The 22,287-nt window shown below is 71.0% G+C and carries 15 protein-coding genes; 5 read left to right on the top strand and 10 right to left on the bottom strand.

Features of this window, described 5'->3' with window-relative positions; translation table 11 throughout:
- Positions 1-2 precede the first annotated feature (2 nt).
- A complete protein-coding gene (locus ACSRUE_RS02640; RefSeq protein ID WP_441289638.1) occupies positions 3-1,514 on the bottom strand; it encodes a flavin monoamine oxidase family protein in 1,512 nt (503 codons plus the stop codon).
- Positions 1,515-1,786: 272 nt separating this feature from the next.
- On the opposite strand from ACSRUE_RS02640, the gene ACSRUE_RS02635 reads away from it, so the two are divergent.
- Complete coding sequence (locus ACSRUE_RS02635) at positions 1,787-2,002, top strand: hypothetical protein (RefSeq protein WP_441289637.1); 216 nt, start codon at positions 1,787-1,789, stop codon at positions 2,000-2,002.
- A 348-nt stretch (positions 2,003-2,350) separates the two neighbouring features.
- Here the strand turns inward: ACSRUE_RS02635 and ACSRUE_RS02630 are convergent, their stop codons facing one another.
- The 4 genes from ACSRUE_RS02630 to ACSRUE_RS02615 all read right to left on the bottom strand — a co-directional run bounded on the left by ACSRUE_RS02630 (position 2,351) and on the right by ACSRUE_RS02615 (position 8,685).
- Positions 2,351-5,179: a TonB-dependent receptor domain-containing protein gene (locus ACSRUE_RS02630; protein ID WP_441289636.1), complete on the bottom strand. Its 2,829-nt coding sequence runs from the start codon at positions 5,177-5,179 to the stop codon at positions 2,351-2,353.
- Positions 5,180-5,856: 677 nt separating this feature from the next.
- Positions 5,857-6,687 (bottom strand): ABC transporter permease, encoded by an 831-nt coding sequence (locus tag ACSRUE_RS02625; RefSeq protein ID WP_441289635.1) that lies wholly within the window; start codon positions 6,685-6,687, stop codon positions 5,857-5,859.
- Positions 6,684-7,577, bottom strand: a complete 894-nt coding sequence (locus tag ACSRUE_RS02620; RefSeq protein ID WP_441289634.1) for an ABC transporter permease — start codon at positions 7,575-7,577, stop codon at positions 6,684-6,686. Before ACSRUE_RS02620 ends, ACSRUE_RS02625 begins: the two co-directional genes overlap by 4 nt.
- Positions 7,570-8,685, bottom strand: coding sequence for an ABC transporter ATP-binding protein (locus ACSRUE_RS02615; RefSeq protein ID WP_437762504.1), 1,116 nt, complete (start codon positions 8,683-8,685; stop codon positions 7,570-7,572). The genes ACSRUE_RS02620 and ACSRUE_RS02615 overlap by 8 nt, the downstream gene beginning before the upstream one ends.
- A 398-nt stretch (positions 8,686-9,083) precedes the next feature.
- On the opposite strand from ACSRUE_RS02615, the gene ACSRUE_RS02610 reads away from it, so the two are divergent.
- Positions 9,084-12,914, top strand: coding sequence for a serine/threonine-protein kinase (locus ACSRUE_RS02610; protein ID WP_441289633.1), 3,831 nt, complete (start codon positions 9,084-9,086; stop codon positions 12,912-12,914).
- Between the two features lie 56 nt (positions 12,915-12,970).
- Here ACSRUE_RS02610 and ACSRUE_RS02605 read toward each other — a convergent pair whose 3' ends face one another.
- The 3 genes from ACSRUE_RS02605 to ACSRUE_RS02595 form a co-directional block, all read right to left on the bottom strand.
- Positions 12,971-13,279: a hypothetical protein gene (locus ACSRUE_RS02605; protein WP_437548151.1), complete on the bottom strand. Its 309-nt coding sequence runs from the start codon at positions 13,277-13,279 to the stop codon at positions 12,971-12,973.
- A gap of 144 nt (positions 13,280-13,423) precedes the next feature.
- Complete coding sequence (gene gcvPB, locus ACSRUE_RS02600; protein ID WP_012241772.1) at positions 13,424-14,917, bottom strand: aminomethyl-transferring glycine dehydrogenase subunit GcvPB; 1,494 nt, start codon at positions 14,915-14,917, stop codon at positions 13,424-13,426.
- A 14-nt stretch (positions 14,918-14,931) separates the two neighbouring features.
- Positions 14,932-15,429, bottom strand: a complete 498-nt coding sequence (locus tag ACSRUE_RS02595; RefSeq protein WP_441289632.1) for a hypothetical protein — start codon at positions 15,427-15,429, stop codon at positions 14,932-14,934.
- Between the two features lie 394 nt (positions 15,430-15,823).
- Here ACSRUE_RS02595 and ACSRUE_RS02590 point away from each other — a divergent pair, with 394 nt between their 5' ends.
- Positions 15,824-17,575, top strand: coding sequence for an FG-GAP repeat domain-containing protein (locus ACSRUE_RS02590; RefSeq protein ID WP_441289631.1), 1,752 nt, complete (start codon positions 15,824-15,826; stop codon positions 17,573-17,575).
- A gap of 95 nt (positions 17,576-17,670) precedes the next feature.
- On the opposite strand, the gene hemL is transcribed toward ACSRUE_RS02590, so the two are convergent.
- A complete protein-coding gene (gene hemL / locus ACSRUE_RS02585; protein WP_441293048.1) occupies positions 17,671-18,984 on the bottom strand; it encodes a glutamate-1-semialdehyde 2,1-aminomutase in 1,314 nt (437 codons plus the stop codon).
- A gap of 430 nt (positions 18,985-19,414) precedes the next feature.
- Here hemL and ACSRUE_RS02580 point away from each other — a divergent pair, with 430 nt between their 5' ends.
- Positions 19,415-20,821, top strand: a complete 1,407-nt coding sequence (locus tag ACSRUE_RS02580) for a serine/threonine-protein kinase (protein ID WP_441289630.1) — start codon at positions 19,415-19,417, stop codon at positions 20,819-20,821.
- Between the two features lie 42 nt (positions 20,822-20,863).
- Here the strand turns inward: ACSRUE_RS02580 and ACSRUE_RS02575 are convergent, their stop codons facing one another.
- Entirely contained in the window at positions 20,864-21,427 is a 564-nt protein-coding gene (locus ACSRUE_RS02575; protein ID WP_441289629.1) for a GNAT family N-acetyltransferase, read from the bottom strand.
- 304 nt (positions 21,428-21,731) lie between these two features.
- On the opposite strand from ACSRUE_RS02575, the gene ACSRUE_RS02570 reads away from it, so the two are divergent.
- On the top strand, positions 21,732-22,244 hold the full coding sequence (locus ACSRUE_RS02570; RefSeq protein ID WP_441289628.1) for a hypothetical protein: 513 nt from the start codon (positions 21,732-21,734) through the stop codon (positions 22,242-22,244).
- Positions 22,245-22,287: the final 43 nt, after the last annotated feature.

The following is a 22,287-nucleotide window of genomic DNA, read 5'->3' as shown; positions in this document are numbered from 1 at the left end:
GCTCAGGTGGTCGGCTCGATCGACCCGCGAGCCGCCGCGATCACCTCGGCCGTGGCGAAGTGCGCCGACTCGAGGGCACCCTGCGCCCAGCCCGTGTAGAGACACGTGTGATCGCCCGCGAAGACGATGCGCCCCTCGCCGCGCTGGAGATCCGCGATCAGGTCGGTCTGATCGGGCCGGTACGCGGGCCAGCCGCCTCGCGTGTACGGCTGGTGGTGCCACGAGAACGACAGCCCCTTCTGGAAGTACTGCCGGGCGTTCGGGAAGAACGACTCCATCGTCTTGAGCCCGAACTCGATGCGATCGGCCGCGGTGGGCAGCTCGTCGAGCGCCGCGGCGTTGCGGTCCTGCACGTAGGCCGTGAGGATGCCCGAGGTGCCGGACTGGAGCGAGGTCAGGTCCCACAGACGCTCGATGGGCGTGGTCGTGCAGGCCGCGAGCAGCCCGACGATGCCCTCGTCCGCCCAGAACCGGTGCGAGAACTGGAAGTTGAGGCGCGTGACGGTGAACATCGGGATCTCCGACGCGGCGCGGTGCTTCGGGCCGGAGAGCGGCGGGTCGAACGCGACCTCGAGCAGGATGCGGTGGGGGAGCGCGCATACCACGAAGTCGCCCTCGATCGTCTCGGGGTCTCCGTTCCTGAGGAACTCGACGGTCACGCCGTCCTCGCGGGAGATCACCCGCTGCACATGGGCCCCCTTGAGGATGCGATCGCCGAGATCGTCGGCGAACGCGGTGGTCAGCCGGTCGTTCCCGCCGGCGATCGCGTAGGTGTGGAACCACTTGGCGTCGAGCCGCTGGTTCGCCGACCAGGCGAGGCCGCTGAACATTTCGATCTCCGTCCCCTCGTACGCGCGGCAGATCTCCCTCGCGGCGTGCGAGGCCCCGGTCCGATCCAGGCTGCGGAAGAACGTCTCGCCCGAGAAGTCCTTGCGGACGGTGGCCGGTGGCCACTGCGTGTCCCGCGGGTCGCCGATCACCGAGAACGCCTTCGCCGCGAGCTGCAGGTTGAGGGACTCCGCGTCGATGTCCCGCTCTTCCGGAGAGAGCGGAAAGTCGGCAGGATAGTGCGCTTTGCCCCGCGAGGTGCTCAGGAAGCGATGGCCCATGACGTAGTACAGCTGCGTCGCGTCGAGCGGATACTCGAGGATCTCCAGCCCGAAGTGGCGCGCATAGGCCAGCGTGAGGACGTGGGTGTCGGCGATCCGGGTGACGCCGAGCTCCGCGTACTGGTCGCCGAAGTGGTTCCGGAGCGTGTAGAAGCGGCCGCCTACACGGTCATTCCGCTCGAGGATGATCGGGTCGAACCCGGCCTTCCGCAGCGACCATGCGGTGCACAGCCCTGAAATCCCGCCGCCGAGCACGATGACACGGCGCCCGCCGCCGACGCTCGGCCACTCAGGTAGAGTGTCCCACATCTGTGGCAACATCTCCCCTGCGGCCGCGAGGCGACGCCGGTCGTAGACGGAAGCGAACGACTGCTCGGGGACATCGATCGGGCGGTCGGGCAACATGGACCTCTTGCTCGGGCTGGCTGACGATGGTCAGGTTGGCAAAAACGCCTTCAAGGCGGCGCGCCGCGGGCGACATACCCGACGCGCGCTCCTCTCGTGACCTAGGGTTCGGCGCGAAGATCGGCGCCCATCGCTCTCCTGGTCGCTCCTGGTCGCTCCTGGTCGCGGCGCGATCCGCCGAGCGGCGCGCCCGTTGTTCCGCCGTCGCTCCGGGCCGCGCGCGCCGTGTGCCGCGCGATCCGAGGTCGAGGAGCAGATATTCACGAGTGACCATGATGGACAAGCGATGTTTTGCTTTCAAGCAAAATCATGACCGCGCCGCTCGCGACGAGAGGTGCGGGCGTCCGATGATGTGGTCACTTGGTCTCGGTTACGGTTACGTGGCCGCGCATCGCCAAGATCGCCGCTTTGTCGACGACGGTCATGAGGCGAGCGCACCGCTCCACACCATCGCGCCTCGATCGTGGAATGCCGAGGATCGTGCGTGATTTGCGCCCCGGCGCACGATTTGCGTCGGGCAACGCAACACACGAGAGCGCTGCATGACACGCGAGGCCGGTCCAGGCGCTGAGTTCACGCGAGACGCTGAATTCGAGCGTGGCGCGAACCGCGTGCAGCGGTGGAGCTCCTGCCAGCGTGGAACGGTGGCGCAGCTGTGGCTCGCGCCACGCCCGGAATGGATGAGGCCGCCAGGACGACGCCGCCCGATGGCCCGCGAGGCCACGCGCTGCGCGGGCCGCCCTGCGCCGCGGTCGAGCAGGGCGGCGCGGGGGCGGAGCGCCGAGGGGTGATGGGCGTGAGGTGGAGAGCGCGCGGCCAGGACGGCCGCGCGATGATCAGAAGTTCAGGTTGGCAGAGAGGAGGAAGGTGCGGCCTGCCTGCGGCATCCTGGTCGCCGTGAACTGGGGCGAGATGGGGGCCTCGTACTCCCAGTCGGCGACGTTGTAGACGCCCATGTTGTAGCGGAGGCCGGCCACGTCCGTCTGGCCGGAGAGGACGACGTCCCAGATCACCGCGGGGTCGGTCTCCGTCAGGTTCTTGTCGATGCGCGACGACTCGACGGTGAGGCGCGTCGACAGCATCAGGGCCTTTCCGAACAGCGGCACGGTTCCCTTGACGGCGGCCATGTGCTCCGGCGAGTTGGGCACCTTCTTGAGCTCATCGTCGACGTCTCCTTTATCGAGGTACCGCGCCCGTGAATAGGAGTAGGAGAGAGAGGCCATCCAGCCCTGGCGCCACTCGCGGCGCAGCTCGGCCTCCCCGCCCAGCACGAGGATCGGCTCCTTGGTGTTGTCGTACCTCCCCGGCAGCGCCGGCGTGAAGTCGCCGGTCTGCGCGATCATGTCGGTCATGTAGTTCACGTACCCCGCGCCGAGCAACGAGAGCGTGGACGAGAGCCGGTGCGTGAACTCGACCTCTCCCGAGAGCACGCTCTCGGGATCGACCGACGCGTTCTTTTCCGGTTCGTACCCCGGGGCAAAGTTGCTCGAGGGCACCTGCAGGAAGAGCTCGTAGATGGGCGGAGCGCGGAACGCGCGGCCGCCGGTGACCTTCAGGTTGCCCCCTTCGTAGGGCTTGACGACGAGCGCGATGCGCGGGCTGATCCCGGAGTTGAAGCTGAGACCGTCCTCTCCATAGTTGTAGTAATCGATACGAGCACCCGCGGAGACGCGGACGCGGTCGGACGGGACGAAGTCGACAACGCCGTAGCCGGCGAGGATCTGGTAAGGGTGCGAGTCGAACAGATTCTCGTCGTTGGGGTCGAGGTCGCCGACGGGCAGCACGAGCGTGTCGGTGCACGGAGGAAGAAGACCGCAAACCTTCTCCTCGATGCGCATCCTGCCGAGCAGGTGTACCTGGCCCTCGGCGCCGACGGTGACCTTCAGCTCGCGGAACGGTGAGATTTCGAAGCGCTGGTCCGCGAGCAGCCACGTGTCCTGGTACTGCTCGACATCAGAAATCGTGCTTTCATCGGCCGTCTGGGCCTCGGACAGCCACAGCGTGTCATTGTAGAGCTGCATGTCGACGGCCACGCGGGTCGTCATCGAGAAGCTATCCGAGAACCGCGGCGAGAACGTGAGCTCGGCGAACCCGCGCCTGTCGCGGTAAAACGTCCTGTCGTCGCCGACCATGGTGAAGTTGGCGCCGGTCGGGAGCGCCTTCTTGCGGTCGTTGTAGGACACCTGCGCCGAGAGGGACTTGTACCAGAGCCGCCCCTGGACCGTCCCGACATTGAAGTGGTCCGCGCCGCGGGCGTTGGCATCCCCGTCCTTCCACTTGTTCTCGAGTCCCTCCGGGATCGGCAGGAAGTAGTCTCGCCCTTGACCGTGGCCGCCGGCGACCGACAGCCACATGCCGGAGTCGCGCCCGAAGGGCACCTGCACCTGGCCGCGGCCCCGGATGAAGCCGTGCTGCGCCGCGCCCACGCCGACGCCCGCGCCGAACGACGTCGGGCGGCCCTTGGTCACGATGTTGATGACGCCGACGAACGCGCCCGTACCGTAGAGCAGCGAGCCCGGGCCACGGACGACCTCGATCCGCTCGACGTCCTCCAGGTCGGTGCGCGCCGATTGATCGGCGAAGGCGAGGCCGTCCCACGTGTCGTTGATCGAGTGCCCGTTGAGCAGCACGAGCACGCGGTTGCTGTAGTCGCCGGGGATGCTGATCCCGCGGATGCCAACCCAGGAGTAGGTGCCGTCGTACGTCGTGTAGACGCCGCGCATGCCCCTCAAGGCCTCGGCGACGGTCGGATACCCCATCGCGCGGAGCTCCTGGCCCGAGATGATGGTGACCGAGCCGGGCGCGTCCTCGACGGCCTCCGCCGTACGCGACGCGGCCTCGACCTCCTCGAGCTGCCGGAGGGAGATGTCGATCCGGGTCTGCTGTCCGGCCACCACGGTGGCCGACTGCTCGACCGGGCGGAAGCCGCGCAGCGAGACGCGCACGCGGCGCTGGCCGCTCTGCACGTTGAGGACCGCGGGCGTGAAGCCCATCGGCTTTCCGTCGACCTCGACGAGCGCGTCGCGCTCATCCGCGTTGACGACGAGGCTGCCGGTGAGCGGGTTGAGCCGGTAACGCGCGGTCACCGTGCTCGCGGCCGCCACGTTCACGTCCTGCTCCGACGGCTGATACCCCTCCTGCGAGAGGTAGAGGCGGTGCCGGCCAGGAGGCAGCGTGAGATCGCACGGCGCGGTGCAGGCCGGGGGGCCGCCCGCGTCGTTGACCCGCACCGTCGTGCCGGCCATCTCGCCGACCACGCGCACCGTCCCGACGATGCGCTTCAGCTTGACCGCGACGTTCGTCTGCTCGCCGATCTTCGCCTCGACGTTCTCGACCTCCGCCGGCTCGTACCCCTCGAGATCGACGATGATCTTGTGCTTGCCGGGCTGGAAGCCGAGGAGGCGGGGCGTGTTGCCGCGGCCGCCGAGATCGCGGCGGTTGATGTACACCGTCGCTCCGGGCGGGTCCGTCGTCACGTTGATGACGGCGACGTTGGGCCGGATGCGCGCGAGCGCCTCCTCGATGGCCGGCCTGCGCGCGGCGTTGGGCTCGAGATCGAGCGCTTGAACGTAATAGCGAAATGCGTCTGGATACTCCTGGAGAGCCTCGTAAGTTCGGGCGATGTTGAAGATCACGTTTCGGTTCGGGACAAGCCGGTTCGACACCAGGAAGTGCTCCAGGGCGCCCCGGTAGTCACGCGCCGAATAGCGCTCCGTGGCGATCCTGAAGTGTAGATCGGCCTCATCGGCCAGATCATCCGCCCAGGCAGGCCGACCGGAGAATGTGAGGAGTGCTACGAGTATGAGTAGGAGTGCGGAGCGACGAAAGCTCATCTTTCGATCTCGATTCCCAACGGTCGAAGTGGAGCGCAAAGCGCCGTCCGCCGGGTCCAGCCGTCACGCAAAGACCCGGCGAGCTTGGGACGAAACAGCCGCATTGCCGGGTCAGCTTACCGTAAGCCGTCAGCTGATCCAACCTGTTCGCACAGGCGGCCGTGGACCTCACGCCGGCGTGGACGCCGCTGTGTAGGCGCCGTGCGCGGAGCGCATCACAGAGTGAGCGGAACCCGGCGAGGCGCGCGGTCCGGGCCCGGCACCCCGCAGGAGGCGCCGTCAGGCGAGCGCTCGAGCTCGGCGCCCCGGGGCCGGGCCGCGCGAGCCAGAGCGAGGTGGAGCGCTGGTCAGGCCCAGCGCCAAGGTGAACAAGGGCGGTGCATCGCTGCGCTGACGCGCAGGAGTCCTCCCGGCTCCGCGCGGCGCGCGCGAGCCCCTTGGCCGCCCGCCGCCCGGCGCGCCGCCTCCACCGAGCTCCGCCGCCTCCGCCGCGAGCCCGGGCCGGCGGCTCAATTGTGCCTCCAGCGGGTGAGCCGCTCCAGGAGCACGATGGACACCGCCACGCCGATCAGGAGGAGCGTTGAAATCGCGAACAGGTCGGTCCGCACGCCTCGCATCTGAGATTGGTAGACGTAGAGCGGGAGCGTGACCGAGCGTGGGCCGGACGTGAAGAAGCTGATCACGAAGTCGTTGAGCGACAGCGTGAACGCGAGCATGGCGCCCCCCACGATCGCCGGCCACAGGAGGGGGAGCGTGACCCTCCGGAAGTGGATCCACGGCGACGCATAGAGGTCCATCGCGGCCTCGCTCAGCGTCGGCCCGATGGCGATGAGCCGACTGCGGACGATGAGCGTCACGAACGCGATCTCGAACGTCACATGACCGATGATCATCGTCGTCATGCTGGGCTCGAACCACTGGTCCACCACGCGGCGGAGCACGTTGAACGCCATGACCAGCACCGCCGCGAACGTGATGTCGGGAGCGACCGCCGGGATGTCCACGATCGACTCGAGCACGCGACTCACGGAGCTCGGCCACGGAAAGTGCATCCCCAGGGCGAGCAGCGTCCCGAGGACCGTCGCGATGAGCGTCGAGGCGCCGCCGAGCACCAGGGTGTTCACGGCGACCTCGCGGATCTCCAGGGCGCGCCGGTTGATCTCGGGATCGGCGAAGAGATCGAGGTACCAGCGAACCGAGAAGCCGGTCCAGAGCAGGCCCCGCTCCGCGGCGTTGAACGAGTAGACGGCGACCGCGAAGAGCGGCAGGTAGAGGAGCGCGAAGCCGAGGAAGGCGGCGATCGTCGTCAGCGCGCGCCAGAGGCCCCGGCCGAGCTTCACAGGATCTCCACGGAGCGCCCATTCCGGCGGTAGAGGGACACGCCGCCCAGCGTCAGGACGATGAGCACCAGGCTGAGCGCCGCGCCGTAAGGGATGTTCCTCCCCGGGCCGAACTGGTGCTGGATGAGGTTCCCTATCAGCCAGTGCTTCGCGCCGCCGAGCATGTCGCTCACCACGAAGACGCTCATCGCCGGGACGTACGTGAGGAGGACTGCGACGCTGAGGCCGGGGAGGGTCTGCGGCAGGATCGCCGCGAGGAAGATGCGAAGCCGCGACGCATAGAGGTCCTGCGCGGCCTCGACGAGCGACCAGTCGAGACGATCGATGCTCGTGTAGAGGGGGACCACCGCGAACGGGAGGGAGGCCGCGACGAGGCCGATCGTGACCGCCGTCCAGCTGGGATAGACGTCGCGGCCCGGGTCGATCCACCCGAGCCAGGCGGCGAGCTTGGCGGGCAGGAGCTGCGCCGACAGGAGGAGCTTCCAGCTGAACGTGCGGATCACGAGGTTCGTGCAGAGCGGGACGATGATGAGCGCGAGCCAGAAGAACCGCCGGCGCCGCGAGCCGCGCGCGATGAAGAAGGCCATCGGATAGGCGAGCATCACGGAGGCGCTCGTCACGACCAGCGCGAGGACGATGCTCCTGATGAGGATGCGCGCGTTCTCGCCGGACGCGGAGCCGAAGATGCGCTCGAACGACTCGAACGACAGCTCCCAGAGCAGGGCGCCGTCCGCGTCGCGCTTGAGGAACGACACGACGAGGAGCGCCAGGCTCGGCAAGAGGAGGAACACGGACAGCCAGGAGATGCCGCCCGCGATGAACAGGGACCCCCGCGCGAGGAGCCTGCGCCGCGTCGTGAGCTGGCCATACCAGACCGTGGGCTCAGTCACTGAGCACCTCGAGCCGCTCGGCGGGCAGGGCGAGCCAGACCGAGGAGCCGGGCTTGAGCCGCGAGCGGGGGCTGAGCTGCACGCGCAGCGGCCCGGGCTCGATGATGAGCTCCACGTGATCGCCGCGGTAGAAGCTCTCCTTCACTACGCCGCGCACGCCGTTCTCCGCCGGCTCGTTCTCGCAGAGCTCGATCCACTCGGGGTGGATCGCGAGCGTGCCGTACTCCCACTGAGGCTTGGTCTGCACCCTCAGCGCGCCCACCGTCGTGAAGACGAGCGTGGCGCCGACGCGCTGCGCGGAGATGAGGTTGGCCGCGCCGAAGAACTCGGCGGCGAAGCGGCTCTGCGGCCGCTCGTACACCGCGGCCGTCGCCCCCTGCTGCTCGATGCGGCCCTTGTTCATCAGCACGATGCGGTCCGAGACGGTCATCGCCTCGTCCTGATCGTGCGTGACGAGCACGAACGTCTTCCCGAGCGCGCGCTGGAGCCGGCGCAGGTCGAGCTGCACCTCGGCGCGCAGCTTCGCGTCGAGCGCCGACATCGGCTCGTCGAGCAGCAGCACCTCAGGCTCGTTGACGACCGCGCGCGCGAGCGCGACTCGCTGCTTCTGACCGCCCGAGATCTGGTGCGGATACCGCTCCGCGAGCTCATCGAGCTTCAGCATCGAGAGGCTCGAACGCACGCGCTCGCGCACCTCGGCATCAGGGAAGCTGCGCGACCTCAGGCCGAAGGCCACGTTCTCGAACACGGTCAGATGCGGGAACAGCGCATAGTTCTGGAACACGGTGTTCACCGGCCTGCGGTTCGCCGGCAGGTGGTCAACCGCCCTGCCCGCGAGCAGGATCTGCCCGCGATCGGCGCGATCGAGCCCCGCGATGATGCGGAGCAGCGTCGTCTTGCCGCAGCCGGAAGGCCCGAGCAGCGTGACGAACTCGCCGGCCTCCGCCGTGAACGACACGTCGTTCAGTATCTGTGTCTTACCGAAGCTCTTGCTGACGTTCTCTACGACGAGGCTGCATCCCGGGTTGCGCTCGGCCGCGCTCTCGGTCAGGGGCGCCATGCTGCGCTGCCCCGGCGACGAGAAGAAGTCTCTCAACCTCTGGATCACCCCAGCAAACCCTTTGCGCGTGGCGCTTTCCGAACCGCTTCCGAAGCCTCGGAGCGTACTACGCAGACCATGATGCCCTCCCGTTGTCAACTGGGTGCGCGCCGGGCTGACCGGCTGAGCGGCGCGCGCCCGGCCGGGCTCTTTCGCTCGCAGGCGGCGTACGCTACCGCCCTTCCCCTGGGCGTGCCACCTTTCTGCCGATCCTGCTCGCGGCGCGCTCCAGCGCCGCGCAGGGCTCGCGCGCCGCTGGAGCGCGCCCAGCGCGCTCGGAGCGCGCTTCCCCTGCTCGTTCGGGCGCGCTTCGCGGCGCGTTCGCCGCGCGTTCGCCGCGCGTTCCCGGCGCGGTCCCCACGCGCAGCTTGCCACCGCTCGGCGCCGGTGATTTCTTGGTCCCACGCATGGGCCTGAGGAACGCGAGACCCGAGTTTGGAGGCACGCGTCGCTTCCAGGTCGTTCGCGTCGTGGGCCGCGGCGGGATGGGGGTTGTCTACGAGGCCTTCGATCGCGAGCGCAAGGGGCGGGTCGCGCTCAAGATCCTCCGGAATCTGAGCGCCGACGCGCGCCTCCGGTTCAAGAACGAGTTCCGCGCGCTCCAGGACATCCAGCACCCGAACCTGGTCAGCCTCGGCGAGCTTCACGAGGAAGAAGGGCAGCTCTTCTTCACGATGGAGCTCATCCGCGGCGTCGACTTCGTGGTCCACGTGCGGCTCCACGAGGAGGGCGACGCCGGGCCGAGGGGCGAGCCCACGAGCGTCGGGCGCCGCTCGACCCTGCCGTCGAGCCCCATGTGGTCTGCTGTGCAGGGCCCTGCCTCGGAGCCACAGCCCCGGATCAAGCGCCCCTTCCACGAGGCCCGCCTCCGCTCGGCCCTGGCGCAGCTCGCCCAGGGGCTCGCGGCGGTGCATGCGGCCTACAAGGTTCACCGCGATATCAAGCCTTCCAACGTCCTCGTCACCGCGGAAGAACGGGTGGTCCTCCTCGACTTCGGCTTCGTCGCCGACGCGAGCGGCGCAGGGCGCGAGCAGGCCGTCGTCGGGACGCTCCATTACATGGCGCCCGAGCAGGCCGAGGCCAAGGCGGCCGGGCCCGAGGCGGACATCTACAGTGTCGGGGTCATGCTTTACCTCGCGCTGACCGGCGTCTACCCGTTCCAGACGGCGCCCAGGGCGGCGCTCGACATGATGCGGCGAGCGGAGCCTCCGCCGCCGAGCCGGCTCGTCGAGGACCTGCCCCCCGACATCGACGAGCTCTGCGTGGACATGCTCCGCATCGACCCGGCCGCCCGGCCGACGGCGCGCGACGTGCTGCGCCGGCTGCAGGTGCAGGAGCTCATCGAGGAGCCGCCCGTCCTCTCGCAGCGCATCGGCTTCGTCGGCCGGCGCAGCGAGCTCGCCGCGCTCGAGGGCGCGTTCGCGGAGGCGAAGCTCGGGCGCGCGGTCACGCGGTTCATCGAGGGCGAGTCGGGCGTCGGCAAGAGCGCGCTCCTGCGCCGGTTCCTGGAGCGCATCGACAAGGAGGCGCTCGTCCTCGCGGGGCGCTGCTACGAGCGCGAGGCCGTCCCCTACAAGGCGGTGGACGAGCTCATCGACGGGCTGAGCCGGCACCTCGTGCGCCGCCCCCCCGAGCAGGTCAAGGCGCTGCTGCCGCCCAACGCGGGCCTGCTCGGCACGGTCTTCCCGGTGTTCCGGACCGTCCCGGCGATCACGGAGGCGCGCGCCCGGCGCAAGGCGATCGACCCGCCCGAGATCCGCGCCCTCGTCTTCGCCGCGCTCCGGGAGCTGCTGGGCCGGCTCGCGGCCGAGCGGCCGCTCGTGCTCGCGATCGACGATCTCCAGTGGGCGGACGCCGACAGCGTCGCGCTGCTCTCGGAGGTGATGCGCCCGTGGACCGAGGCCGATCTCCACGCCGCGAACAGGCCCGGCTCGTTCGCCGGCCTCGATGGGCCCGTGTCCTCGGGGGCGCTGATCGACCCCTCGCGCCCGCGCGCGATGATGCTCGTGGCCACGGTGCGGACCGCCTCGGAGACCGCGCCGCCCGTCTCGCGGCAGCTCGGGGTTCCGATCGACTCGCTCGGGCACATCATCCTCCACCGCCTGTCGCTCGCGGAGGCGCAGGAGCTCTGCGCGCTCCTCCTCCGCGGCACCCAGCTGGGCCGCCCGCTCAGCATCGAGGCGATCGCGCAGGAGGCCGGCGGCCACCCGCTGTTCATCGACGCGCTCCTGCGCCACCGGATGATGTCCCCGGACGCCGACGGCGGCCCGGTGCGCCTCGACGACGTCCTCTGGGCGCGGATCAGCCGGCTCGACGCGCGGGCGCGCCTGCTGCTCGAGCTCGTCGTGTGCGCCGGCGCGCCGGTGCTGACGTCGGTGGCCGCGCACGCCATGGCGGCGGATTTCGGGGAGCTCACGCGGGTGCTCTCGGCCCTGCGCGCGGCGAACCTCGTGCGGACCGGCGGCTCGGGTCAGGACGAGTTCCTCGAGCCGTTCCACAACCGCATCCGGGAGACGGTGGCGAGCCGGCTCGACGAGCAGGCGGCGCGCAGCTGGCACGGCCGGCTCGCGCTGGCGCTGGAGGCCTCGGGGCGCGCGGAGCTCGAGGCGCTGGCCGAGCACTGGCGCGCCGCCGGGGACTCCGAGCGCGCCGCCGGCTACGCCGTGCGCGCCGGCGAGCACGCCGAGGCCGCGTTCGCGTTCGACCACGCGGCGCGCCTCTACCGCATGGCGATCGACCTCCACCTGCCTGGCGCGGCGGAGCGGCGGGTCGTGCTCGCCAAGCTCGGCGACGCCCTGAGCAGCGCGGGCCGCGGCGCCAAGGCAGCGGAGGCCTACATGGCCGCGAGCGACGGCGCCCCGGAGTCCGAGGCGATCGATCTCGGCCGCCGGGCCGCGGAGAACCTGCTCCGCGCCGGCTACGTCGACGCCGGGATGGCGGGCCTGCGCTCGGTGCTCGGCGCGGTCGGCATGCAGGTGCCGAAGACGCCGGAGCTCGCGGTCGCGTCGCTGATGCTGCGGCGCGCGCAGGTGCGCCTGCGCGGGCTCAACTTCGTCGAGCGCCCCGCCGACGAGGTCTCGCCCGAGGACCTCATGCGCATCGACGTCTGCTGGTCGGCGGCGATGGGGCTCGCCATCGTCGACCCCACGCGCGGCGCCGACTTCCAGGCGCGCAACCTCCTCCTGTCGCTCAAGGCGGGCGAGCCGTACCGCGTGACGCGCGCCCTCGCCTTCGAGGCGAGCTACCTCGCGATCGACGGCGGCCCGTCCGCGTCCCGCGTCGCCGACCTGCTCTCGACGGCGAGCGCGATCGCGGCGCGCATCGGCAGGCCTCACGCGCTCGGCCTCGTCGGCTTCGTCGGCGGCGTCACCGCGACGCTGTTCGGCCGCTGGCAGCAGGGCGCGGCCGATCTCGACCGGGCGGACACCATCTTTCGCGAGCGCTGCACCGGCGTCACGTGGGAGCGGAGCTGGGCGCACACCTTCTCGGTCTGGGCGCTCTGGTACGGCGGCGAGACGCGCGAGTTCATGCGCCGGGTCCCGATGTACCTGCAGGCGGCCGACGAGCGCGGCGACCGCTACCTCGCCACGAGCCTCCGCTCCTCGCAGAGCAACGCCTACTGGCTCGTCGGCGACGACCCCGACTCCGCGCTGCGCCAGGCGCAGGACGCCATCCGGAGCTGGTCGAAGGCGGGCTTCCAGCTGCAGAGCTACTTCGATCTCGTCGCCCGCGCGCACATCGGCCTGTACCGGGGCGAGGGCGAGGCGACGTACCGCCTCTTCGCGGAGCAGCGGGCGGGCCTCGAGAGCTCGCTCGTCCTGCGCATCCAGGCCGTGCGCATCATCATCACCCACCTCCGGGCCTGCGCCGCGCTGGCCGCCGCCGCCGCGTCCACGCCGGCCGACGCGGAGCCGCTGTACGAGGAGGCGACGCGCGCCGCCCGCAAGATCGACGCGGAGCACATGCCCTGGGCCGACCCGCTCGCGGCCGCGGTGCGCGCCGCGATCGCCGCGGCGCGCGGCGAGGGGGAGGCGGCCGTCCAGCAGCTCGCCGACGCGGTGCGCGGCTTCGAGGCCGCCGGCATGGCCCTCTACGCCGCGGCGGCGCGGCGCCGCCACGGCGAGCTGCTGAAGGGCGACGAGGGCCGCGCCGCCGTCGAGGCGGCGAACGGCTGGATGCACGAGCAGGGCATCGTGAGCCCCGATCGGATGACCGCGATGCTCCTCCCCGGCTTCTAGCGGGCTCACCCGCTTCGGCGACGGTAGGGGGAAGGGGAGGGGGGCCGGCGGGCGCTCTAGGGCTTCACGCGCAGGACGGCCGTGCCCTTCGCCTTGCCGTAGAGCTGCTTGATCTCGATCTTGTACTCGCCGGGGGACGACGCGCTGAACTCGACGGGGGAGGCGCTCTGCGGCTTGCCGGTGGGCAGATCGCGCAGCACGCGCTCGATGATGATCTTCCCGGAAGGGGAGCGGATCTTGATGTTGAAGGGCGGGGTCGCCTCGTCGTAGGCACGGAACACGAGGCGCACGGCGTCTCCGACCGAGACCGGGGTGGTCTGGCTGATCGTCTCGATGTCGCCTTCATTCTCAACGGTATCGGCCACGCGTCGCTCGTCCCGTGAGGTGCCTCACCGCGGCCCCTCGGCGCTCATTGTAGTCGCGTCCGGCGGAGATTCGCGAATTTGGAGCGCAGCCGGCCGGCGCCGCCCGCCGGAGGAGGCCGACCGCGGGCCGCCTCCTCCGGGAGCTCAGGCCTTCGACCATCGCAGGCGCGGCTGGCGCGCGGCGCGGGCCTCGTCGAGGCGGCCGACCACCGTGCCGTGGGGCGCTTGCTTCACGACCTCCGGCGTCTCCTGCGCCTCCTTGAGGATGCTGAGCATCGCGGCCACGAACTCGTCGAGGGTCTCGCGGGTCTCCGTCTCCGTCGGCTCGATCATCAGGGCGCCGGGCACGACCAGCGGGAAGTAGACCGTGGGCGCGTGGAAGCCGTAGTCGAGCAGCCGCTTGGCGACGTCGAGCGTCTTGACCCCGGTCTCCTTCTCCAGCTGGCTGTCGGAGAGCACCACCTCGTGCATGCACGGCTGCGGCACCGGCGCGAGGTAGTGGTCCTTCAGCTTGGCCCACAGGTAGCGCGCGTTGAGCACGGCGAGGCTGCTCGCCGCCGTCAGCCCGTCGCCGCCCATCTCGCGGATGTACGTGTACGCCCGGATGAACATCCCGAAGTTGCCCGTGAAGGCCCGGAGCCGCCCGACGCTCTGGGGCCGGTCGCGGTCCCACGCGAACGCGTCGCCGCGCCGCACGAGGACGGGCGAGGGCTGGAACGGCTCCAGGTGCTTCTTGAAGCAGACCGGCCCGGAGCCGGGGCCGCCGCCGCCGTGCGGGGTCGTGAACGTCTTGTGCAGGTTGATGTGGATGACGTCCATGCCGACGTCGCCCGGGCGCGCGTGCCCCATGATCGCGTTCGTGTTCGCGCCGTCGCCGTACACGAGCCCGCCCTTGTCGTGGATGAGCTTGATGATCGCCGGCAGGTGCGTCTCGTAGGCCCCGAGGGTGTTCGGGTTCGTGATCATCAGCCCGCAGACGTCGCCGTCCGACCCCTCGCGCTCGATCGCGGCGAGGACCTGCTCGGGGTGGGTGATGCCGTCGGCGGTCTTCTCGATCCGGACGGCCACGAGCCCGTTGAGCGCGCAGCTCGCCGGGTTCGTGCCGTGGGCGCTCTCCGGGATGAACACCTTCCTCGGCGAGCGCCCCTTCGACTCGTGGAACGCCCGCATCATCATCAGCCCGGCGAGCTCGCCCTGCGCGCCCGCGGAGGGCTGCAGCGAGCAGCCGTCCATCCCGCTGACCTCGCAGAGCGCCTCCTGCAGGCGCCACATCACCTCGAGCGAGCCCTGGCTGAGCTCGTCGGGCGTCATCGGGTGCAGCTTCGCGAACCCGGGGATGCGCGCGGCCCACTCGTTGATCTTCGGGTTGTACTTCATCGTGCACGACCCGAGCGGGTACATCTGCCCGTCGATGCAGAAGTTCCACTGCGAGAGCCGGATGAAGTGCCGGAAGGCCTCCGGCTCGCTCACCTCCGGCAGGCCGGCTGGCTCCTTGCGGGCGAGCGCGCCGTAGTGAGCGGCGGGCTCGACCTCGGGCACGTCGAGCGGGGGTAGCGACGCGCCGGTCCTGCCCGGCGTGCCACGCTCGAAGATGGGGGGTTCGCGGAACTGAATGCCTCGAGGCTGCGGTTGGGTCATCGGGGGCTGTTATGTCAGAGGCCGGGGGGCTCGGCAGGTGCTTCGTCGGAGGGAGCGGCGGGCGGCTCGGGCGCGCCTTCCTCCTGGTTGGCGCTGTCCCAGTCGCCGCCGCCCATGTCGGAGGCGCCGGAGCCGCCGATCGACTTCAGATCCGGGAGCATGTTGCGCTGCTTGACCGCTTCCCAGGGCTCGCCGACCTCGTCCTTGTTGCGGCCGATCTCGCCCGCCAGCCGGTCGTCGACGTTGTCGCCCTCCGGCCGCTGGTACTTGAAGTACCCCCGGCCTTCCTTGGTCGCGCTCTGCCCGATCGCGCCGATGGTGTGCTCGGTCCATGTGAACTTGATGAGGTCGCCTGTCACCGTCCCGTGCAGCACGCCCCAGCGATCCTTGACGGGGCGGATCCAGCGCCCCTCGATGGCGTCGTTGTCCTGCACGAGGTGCAGGTAGCCGTAGAGCTCGCTGTAATAGACCCCCGTCCAGTCGCCGCCTTCGGGCATGTCACCGGCTTGCACCTTGGCCGTCTTGGGCGCGGGATTCGAGCTGCAGCCAAGCGCCGTCGTCCCCATCAGGAGGGCACATGCGGCGCCAGCAATCCAAAGCCGTCGCGATACGTTCATGGCGGCGGAGCCTAGCACAGCACCTACCCGCACCCATACCCCCGCCATGCGTCTCCGACGTCGCGCGGGGGCGCGAGCGGAGGTGGGGAACGGGAACGGGAACGGGAACGGGGGTGGAGCGCGCGTGCGCGCTACGTCACGAACGTGTACTTGCCTCCCTCCTGCAATGACGTGTGCCACCTGCGCGCCAGAAGGAGGAGCGTAACGTACCGTTCGGCGTGTGCGTGACTGCGTCAATTTTCCGCTTCCACCTCCTTGTAGGGCCCGGAGCGCTGGTAAGCTCCCTGGCATGATGAACTCCCTTGTCTCCAACCGAGGTTTTGTAATTCCCGGTAGAATCGCTCTCTTCACCAGCATCCTCGCCCTCGCGGCCTGCGAAGGGCAGCTCGGCAACCTCGACGGCACCTCTCCCACCACCGGCAGCGGCAGCGGCAGCGGCAGCGGCAGTGGCTCCTCTGGCTCCGGTGGCTACCGCCCCCCCGTCGGTGGGGGCTCCAAGCCGCTGCCGGCCGCCGCGTCGTGCGCTCCGGCGTCGAGCGGTTCCTCCGACGTCGCGGAGCCCCAGCTCCTCCTCCAGCTGTCCGACGACGACGAGAGCGCGTGGCTCGGGTCGCCGGTGGTCGCCGATCTCGACGGCGACGGCGAGCAGGAGATCCTGGTGACGCACAACGGCAACGTCGTCGTCTGGGGCCCCGACGGCGAGCAGAAGTGGCGGTACGACGAGTCTCGCCAGAACGGCCGCATCTGGGCGAGCCCGATCGTCGCGGACTTCCGCGGCGACGGGCAGCTCGAGGTGGTCTTCGCGGCGCGCACCACGATCTACATGCTCGACGCGAGCGGCCGGCTGGTGAGCGGCTGGCCCGTCACCTGGAACGACGAGATCCGCTCCCTCGCCGCGGGGGACATCGACGGCGACGGTCAGCTCGACGTCGTCGCCGCGAGCACCGACAGGTCCCCCGACTACTCCGACATCCTGATGGCCTTCCACGCGAGCGGGTCGGCGGTCGCCGGCTTCCCGCCGATCGAGAGCCAGACGATCGGCTGCGACGCGCGCCGCAGCGACGACGCCGAGTGCTGGATCGTGGGCGGCTACGACCAGAACCTGGCCATCGGCGATCTCGACGGCGATGGAGCGCAGGACATCGTCTCGCCGATGGATAACTCCTATGCCGGGTTCTATCACGGCACGGGGGAGGCCTTCGACGCGAATCCCATGTTCGAGGGCCGCCCGAAGACGCCGGGCGTGCGGTACATGCACGATCTCGAGCTCGCGAAGCAGGGCTTCGGCGACAGCCGCGACCTGCAGGCCTATTTCAAGAACTCGGCCCCTGCGATCGCGGACCTCGACGGCGACGGCACGCCGGAGATCATCATGCTCGCGGCGGCCGAGGACGTCGCCATGAATGACCAGTCCCAGGGCGTCGGCCTGTGGGCGGTCCGCAACGACGCGAGCCGCATCGAGGGGTGGGAGAGCCCGTTCTACGCGCCGGACTACCTGTCCGGCGGCGAGGATCTCGGCGGCAACATCGTGGCCATGACGCAGCAGGTGACCGTGGCCGATCTCGACGCGACGCACGCCGGGCCCGAGATGATCTTCGCGGGCCTGGACGGGCGGATCCACGCGGTCTACGCCGACAAGACCGAGTTCTGGGACGTCACCTACACGGACGACACGCGGGTGCTCACGGGCGGCGTCGTGGTCGGGGATCTGTCGGGCGACGGCATCCCGGAGGTCGTGTTCAACACCTACTCGACCGAGGAGGACAGGAGCCACCTCTTCGTCCTCGACGCCGGCGGCACGATCCTCCACCGGATCGCGCTGCCGCGGCTCGGCGCGATGCCGGTGCCGACGCTCGCCGACGTGAACGGCGACGGGACGATCGAGATCGTCGTGTCGCTCCGCGAGATCGGGTGGGACGGGGCGGACCCGGAGCCGAACACGTACGTGTACACGGTGCCGGGATCGGCGACGAACTGCCTGCTCTGGCCGACCGCCCGCGGCAACTACTACCGAAACGGCTGGGTCCGCGCGGCGGACTGACACGCTCGGGGAGGGCCGATCGCCGCGGCGGTCGGCCCGTCGCCGTCCTGGCCTCGCCGTCGCGGGGGTCCTCCCGGGAGAGGCCGGCGCGGCCCTCAGGCCGCGAGCGCCTCGCGGCAGGCGGCGATCGTCCGCTCGATGTCCTCTTCCGAGTGCGCGCCGCTCAGGAACGCCGCCTCGTACTGCGACGGAGGCCAGTAGACGCCTCGCGCGAGCATCGCCGCGTGGAAGGCGCTGAAGCGCTTCGTGTCGGACGTGGCGGCGTCGGCCCAGGAGCGGACCGGGCCCTTCGTGAAGAACAGCGTGATCATCGAGCCGACCCGCTGGACGCACGCGGCCGCGCCGGCGCCCTCGGCGGCGGCCCGGAGGCCCGCCTCGAGGGAAGCGCCGAGCTTCTCGAGCCGCTCGTAGAGAGCGGGCGTGAGGCGATCGAGCGTCGCGAGCCCCGCCGTGACCGCGAGCGGGTTGCCGCTGAGCGTGCCCGCCTGGTACACGGGGCCGAGCGGCGAGACGACGCGCATCACGTCGGCGCGGCCGCCGTAGGCCGCGAGGGGCATGCCGCCGCCGACGATCTTGCCGAGCGTCGTCAGATCCGGCCGGAGGCCGAAGCGCTCCTGCGCGCCGCCGCGGGCGAGGCGGCAGCCGGTCATCACCTCGTCGAAGATCGAGAGCGCGCCGTGCTTGCGGCAGAGGTCGATCACGAGGGCGAGGAACCCGGGCTCGGGCGGGACGCAGCCCATGTTGCCGACCACGGGCTCGAGGATGACCGCGGCGATGTCGCCGCCGCGGGCGGCGAAGGCGGCCTCGAGGGCGGCCGGGTCGTTGTAGGGCAAGGACAGCGTGGTGCGGGCGATGCTCTCGGGGACGCCGGCGGAGTCGGGGGCGCCGAAGGTAGCGAGCCCGCTGCCCGCCTTGACGAGCAGGTGATCGGCGTGGCCGTGGTAGCAGCCCTCGAACTTGATGATGGTGTCGCGGCGCGTGAAGCCGCGCGCGACGCGGATGGCGCTCATCGTGGCCTCGGTGCCGCTCGAGACGCAGCGCAGCATGTCGATGCTCGGGTAGAGCTCGCGGACTTTCTCGGCGAAGCGGACCTCGAGCTCGGTCGGCGCGCCGAACGAGAGGCCGCCGAGCGCTGCCTCGCGGACGGCCTCGATGACGGCGGGGTCCGCGTGGCCGAGGATGGCCGGCCCCCAGGAGCCGACGTAGTCGATGTACTCGGCCCCGTCGGCGTCGAACAGCCGCGCTCCCCGGGCGCGCGCGATGAACAGGGGGTCGCCGCCGACGGCGCGGAAGGCGCGCACGGGGCTGTTCACGCCGCCCGGCAGGACGGCGGCGGCGCGGTCGAACAGGGCTTTGGAGGCGGGGGCCCGGTCCGCGCGGGCGGGCGGAGCGCTTGTCGCGTTCGTCATCGTGCTCCGGCCATAGCAGGGGAGAGGCGGGGGAGCGACGCGGATCGCGGGCGAGGGGAAGCGGGCGCGGACGACGCGGACGACGCGGGCGACGCGGGCGACGCGGACGACGCGGACGACGCGGACGACGCGGAGGACGCGGGGCGTCGCATCGCGGATGCCGGGCGCGGGGGATCCGGGCGTTGCGGACGCCTGGATCGAGGCGTCGCGGGCGCGGGCGCGCCACACGAGCCTTTCCGGCGCGGTCGCGCTTGGCTATGGTGATCGTCTGGAGAGAGGGGCCGCGACCCGCGGCCGGGCTGCTCCTGGGGACCGCGGTCGCGGCTCCCCGAGCGCCAGCATCTGGTGAGCCATGCGGATCTCCGAGGACCCCGGTCCGGGGCAGCGTCTCGGGCGATATGAGCTTCTGCGCCTCATCGGCGAGGGTGGGATGGCGCAGGTCTGGGCCGCCCGCATGGAGGGCTCCCGCGGCTTTCACAAGGTCGTCGCGCTGAAGACGCTCATCCCGGCGCTCGCGCGTGATCCGCAGTTCCAGCGCATGTTCCTCGACGAGGCGAACCTCGCCTCGAAGATCCACCACCGCAACGTGGTCGAGATCCTCGACCTCGGCGACACGGACGGCGTGCTCTTCCTCGTGATGGAGTGGATCGACGGGCAGACGATGCAGCAGCTGCTCCGTCCGGGCCTCCGTCCGATGCCGCTCTCCCCGGCGATCGCCTCGCGCATCGTGGCCGACGCGGCGCACGGGCTGCACGCGGCGCACGAGCTCCACGACGACCGCGGGGAGCCGCTCGGCATCGTGCACCGCGACGTCTGCCCGCAGAACATCCTCATCGATCGCGACGGCACGGTGAAGGTGGCCGATTTCGGGATCGTGAAGGCGTTCGAGCGCCTGGGCGACACGACGCAGACGGGCGAGATCAAGGGCAAGGGCGAGTACATGTCGCCGGAGCAGGCGCAGGGCCAGCCGGTCGATCGCCGCTCGGACATCTTCTCGCTCGGCGTGGTGCTCTTCGAGGCGGTGACGGGCGCGCTCCCCTTCCAGGTGCTGCACGACCTCGTGCTGCCGCAGACCGGGGTGCCGGAGCCGCCGCGGCCCACGCTGATCGCGCCGCATTGCCCGCGTGATCTGGAGGAGATCATCGTGAAGGCGCTCGCGCGCGATCCGCGGCAGCGCTTCCAGACGGCGGGCGAGATGGCGAGCGCGCTGGAGGACTTCCTCATGCGCAGGTCGGGCGTGGTGACGCCCGCGCACGTGGCGGAGCTCCTCCTAGAGCGCTGCGGGGAGAGCATGGAGGAGGAGCGGCAGCGCATCGCTGCCGCCGTCGCCCCGCAGCAGCGCGCGGGGTGGCGGCCGAAGCCGGGCGCGACGCTGTCGGCGGGGCCGTCCTCCGAGGGCCGGCGGAGCGTGGGGCCTGCGCCGCGGCGGGGGCTCGGCGGGCTGATGCGCGCCGGCGGCGACGCGCTGCGCCCGGTGGCGCTGCCGTGGCTCGTGGCCTCGGTCTCCACGGGCGTCGCGGTGGCGTCGCTCATGTTCGTCGCGCTGAGTCGGCCGAGGGATCAGCGGTCGCTCGTGGATCCGATCGTGGTGCAGATCGAGCCGAGCGCCGCGGTGGTGCGGCTGAACGGCGTGGTGCTCGGCGTGGGCAGCCAGGTCATCGCGCGGCCGATGCCGGGGGTGTCGCTCCTGGTGGACGTGCGAACGAGCGACGGCGTCTCGCAGGCGGTCGAGATCACGTCGGAGTCCCCCGCGCGGATCCAGCTGAACCTGGCGCGCAAGGGCGAGGCCGGGACCGCGGCGCCGCCGGGCAGCAAGGCCGCGCCGGCGCCGAGGTAGCGCGGGAGGGGAGCGCGCGCAGGCCGCTCGGGCGATCTCGGGTCACCTCGCGGCGCCGTCGGCGTCGCGGCGCAGGAGCCCGCAGATCGCGGTGTCGGTGTACCGCCCATTGTAATAGCAGTTCTCGCGGAGCAGCCCGTCCCGCACGAAGCCGAGCCGCTCCAGAACGCGCATGCTGGCGCGGTTCTCGGGATCGATGTGCGCTTCGATGCGGTGGAGGCCCATCACGTCGAATCCGAAGGGGAGCATGGCGCGCAGCGCCTCGGTCATCATGCCCCGGTTCCAGAGCGCGGGCAGCAGCTCGTAGCCGATCTCCGCGCAGCGATGGGGTTTGTGCCAGTGCCAGAAGCCCGTGGTCCCGATGAGCTCTCCGCTCTCGTGGAGGGTGATGCCCCAGCGGATGGATGTGGCGTCGCGGATCCCGGCGAGGATGGTAGCGATGCGCTGCTCCGCGTCGGCCAGCGAGCTGTCGGGCGCGCGGCCGAAGTAGCGCGTCACCTCCGGGTCGGAGTGGATGCGGAGGATGGTCGCGGCGTCGGCGGGCTCGATCGCGCGGAGGCGGAGGCGCGGCGTCATCAGGACGGGGAACGGATCGAACGACACCATCGGGCGAGGGGATGGGCGGAGGTCCGGCGGACGTCAAGCGTCGGACACGGCGCTGGCCACCGCCGTCCGGGGCGGCGTTCGACTGGAGCGGTGCTCGCCTGGAGCGGCCTGCGATCCCGATCCTCGCCGTGCGTCCCTCGCTGTGCGTCGTGGGCGTCGCGCGCTGCGCGAGGGGCGAGCGCTGTGCGTGCTGGAGGCTGGAGGACGCGCGCCGTCCGAGCTGGCGCGCGCGAGGGGGCGGGCGACGCAGCGGGCTTGACGGCGCGGCGACCTCGTCCGAGATCCGCGGAGGAGGACACGGCGCATGGCTCCGCTCGAGGATCGGCAACCGGAGCAGCTCGCCGCGATCGACGAGGCGGAGAGCGCTGCCCGCGGCGGGCGCGGCGCGGGCTCTGAGGCCCCGGGGCACCGCGTGCGCTTTGCCCTCGGGATCTCCGAGCTACCCGGCGAGCGCGCGGTGGTCGTGCTTCACGAGGACACGATCCTGCGCTGGCGGCCCACGCCGAAGCGGCCGGAGGGCGCCCTCTCGCGGCTCTCCGAGGTGGCCGTGGGCGCCGCGATCGCGGTCGAGCACCGCGGCATCTGGGACGAGGGGCTCGTCCTCGGCCGCGTGGTGCGCCCGGCGTGCGAGGGGGGCTTCAGGGTCGACGGCGACGTGGAGCGTTATCCATCCATCGCCGACGCCGAGAACGCGCACGGCCCGCTCGAGGCGGGCGAGCCGCAAGCGCCGCCGGCGAGGACCGGCGAGCCGGCGTTCGAGCTGGGCGAGCCGATCGGGCGCGACGCGCGCGGGATCGGGCGCAGGGCGAGGAGGTGACCGCCGTGCCGGCGCCCTGCGGTCGCAGCAGCGCTGTGGCCGC

Origin of the sequence: Sorangium sp. KYC3313 (genome assembly GCF_052075895.1) — a bacterium.
Taxonomy (GTDB): Bacteria; Myxococcota_A; Polyangia; order Polyangiales; family Polyangiaceae; genus Sorangium; species Sorangium cellulosum_B.
This window is presented reverse-complemented; position numbering and strand designations above follow the sequence as displayed.

Excerpts from the sequence above, each read along its gene's own strand:
- ACSRUE_RS02640 (WP_441289638.1), bottom strand. The coding sequence starts at position 1,514 with ATGTTGCCCGACCGCCCGATCGATGTCCCCGAGCAGTCGTTCGCTTCC.
- ACSRUE_RS02635 (WP_441289637.1), top strand. The coding sequence starts at position 1,787 with ATGATGGACAAGCGATGTTTTGCTTTCAAGCAAAATCATGACCGCGCC.
- ACSRUE_RS02610 (WP_441289633.1), top strand. The coding sequence starts at position 9,084 with ATGGGCCTGAGGAACGCGAGACCCGAGTTTGGAGGCACGCGTCGCTTC.
- gcvPB (WP_012241772.1), bottom strand. The coding sequence starts at position 14,917 with ATGACCCAACCGCAGCCTCGAGGCATTCAGTTCCGCGAACCCCCCATC.
- ACSRUE_RS02590 (WP_441289631.1), top strand. The coding sequence starts at position 15,824 with ATGATGAACTCCCTTGTCTCCAACCGAGGTTTTGTAATTCCCGGTAGA.
- hemL (WP_441293048.1), bottom strand. The coding sequence starts at position 18,984 with ATGACGAACGCGACAAGCGCTCCGCCCGCCCGCGCGGACCGGGCCCCC.
- ACSRUE_RS02580 (WP_441289630.1), top strand. The coding sequence starts at position 19,415 with ATGGCGCAGGTCTGGGCCGCCCGCATGGAGGGCTCCCGCGGCTTTCAC.
- ACSRUE_RS02575 (WP_441289629.1), bottom strand. The coding sequence starts at position 21,427 with ATGGTGTCGTTCGATCCGTTCCCCGTCCTGATGACGCCGCGCCTCCGC.
- ACSRUE_RS02570 (WP_441289628.1), top strand. The coding sequence starts at position 21,732 with ATGGCTCCGCTCGAGGATCGGCAACCGGAGCAGCTCGCCGCGATCGAC.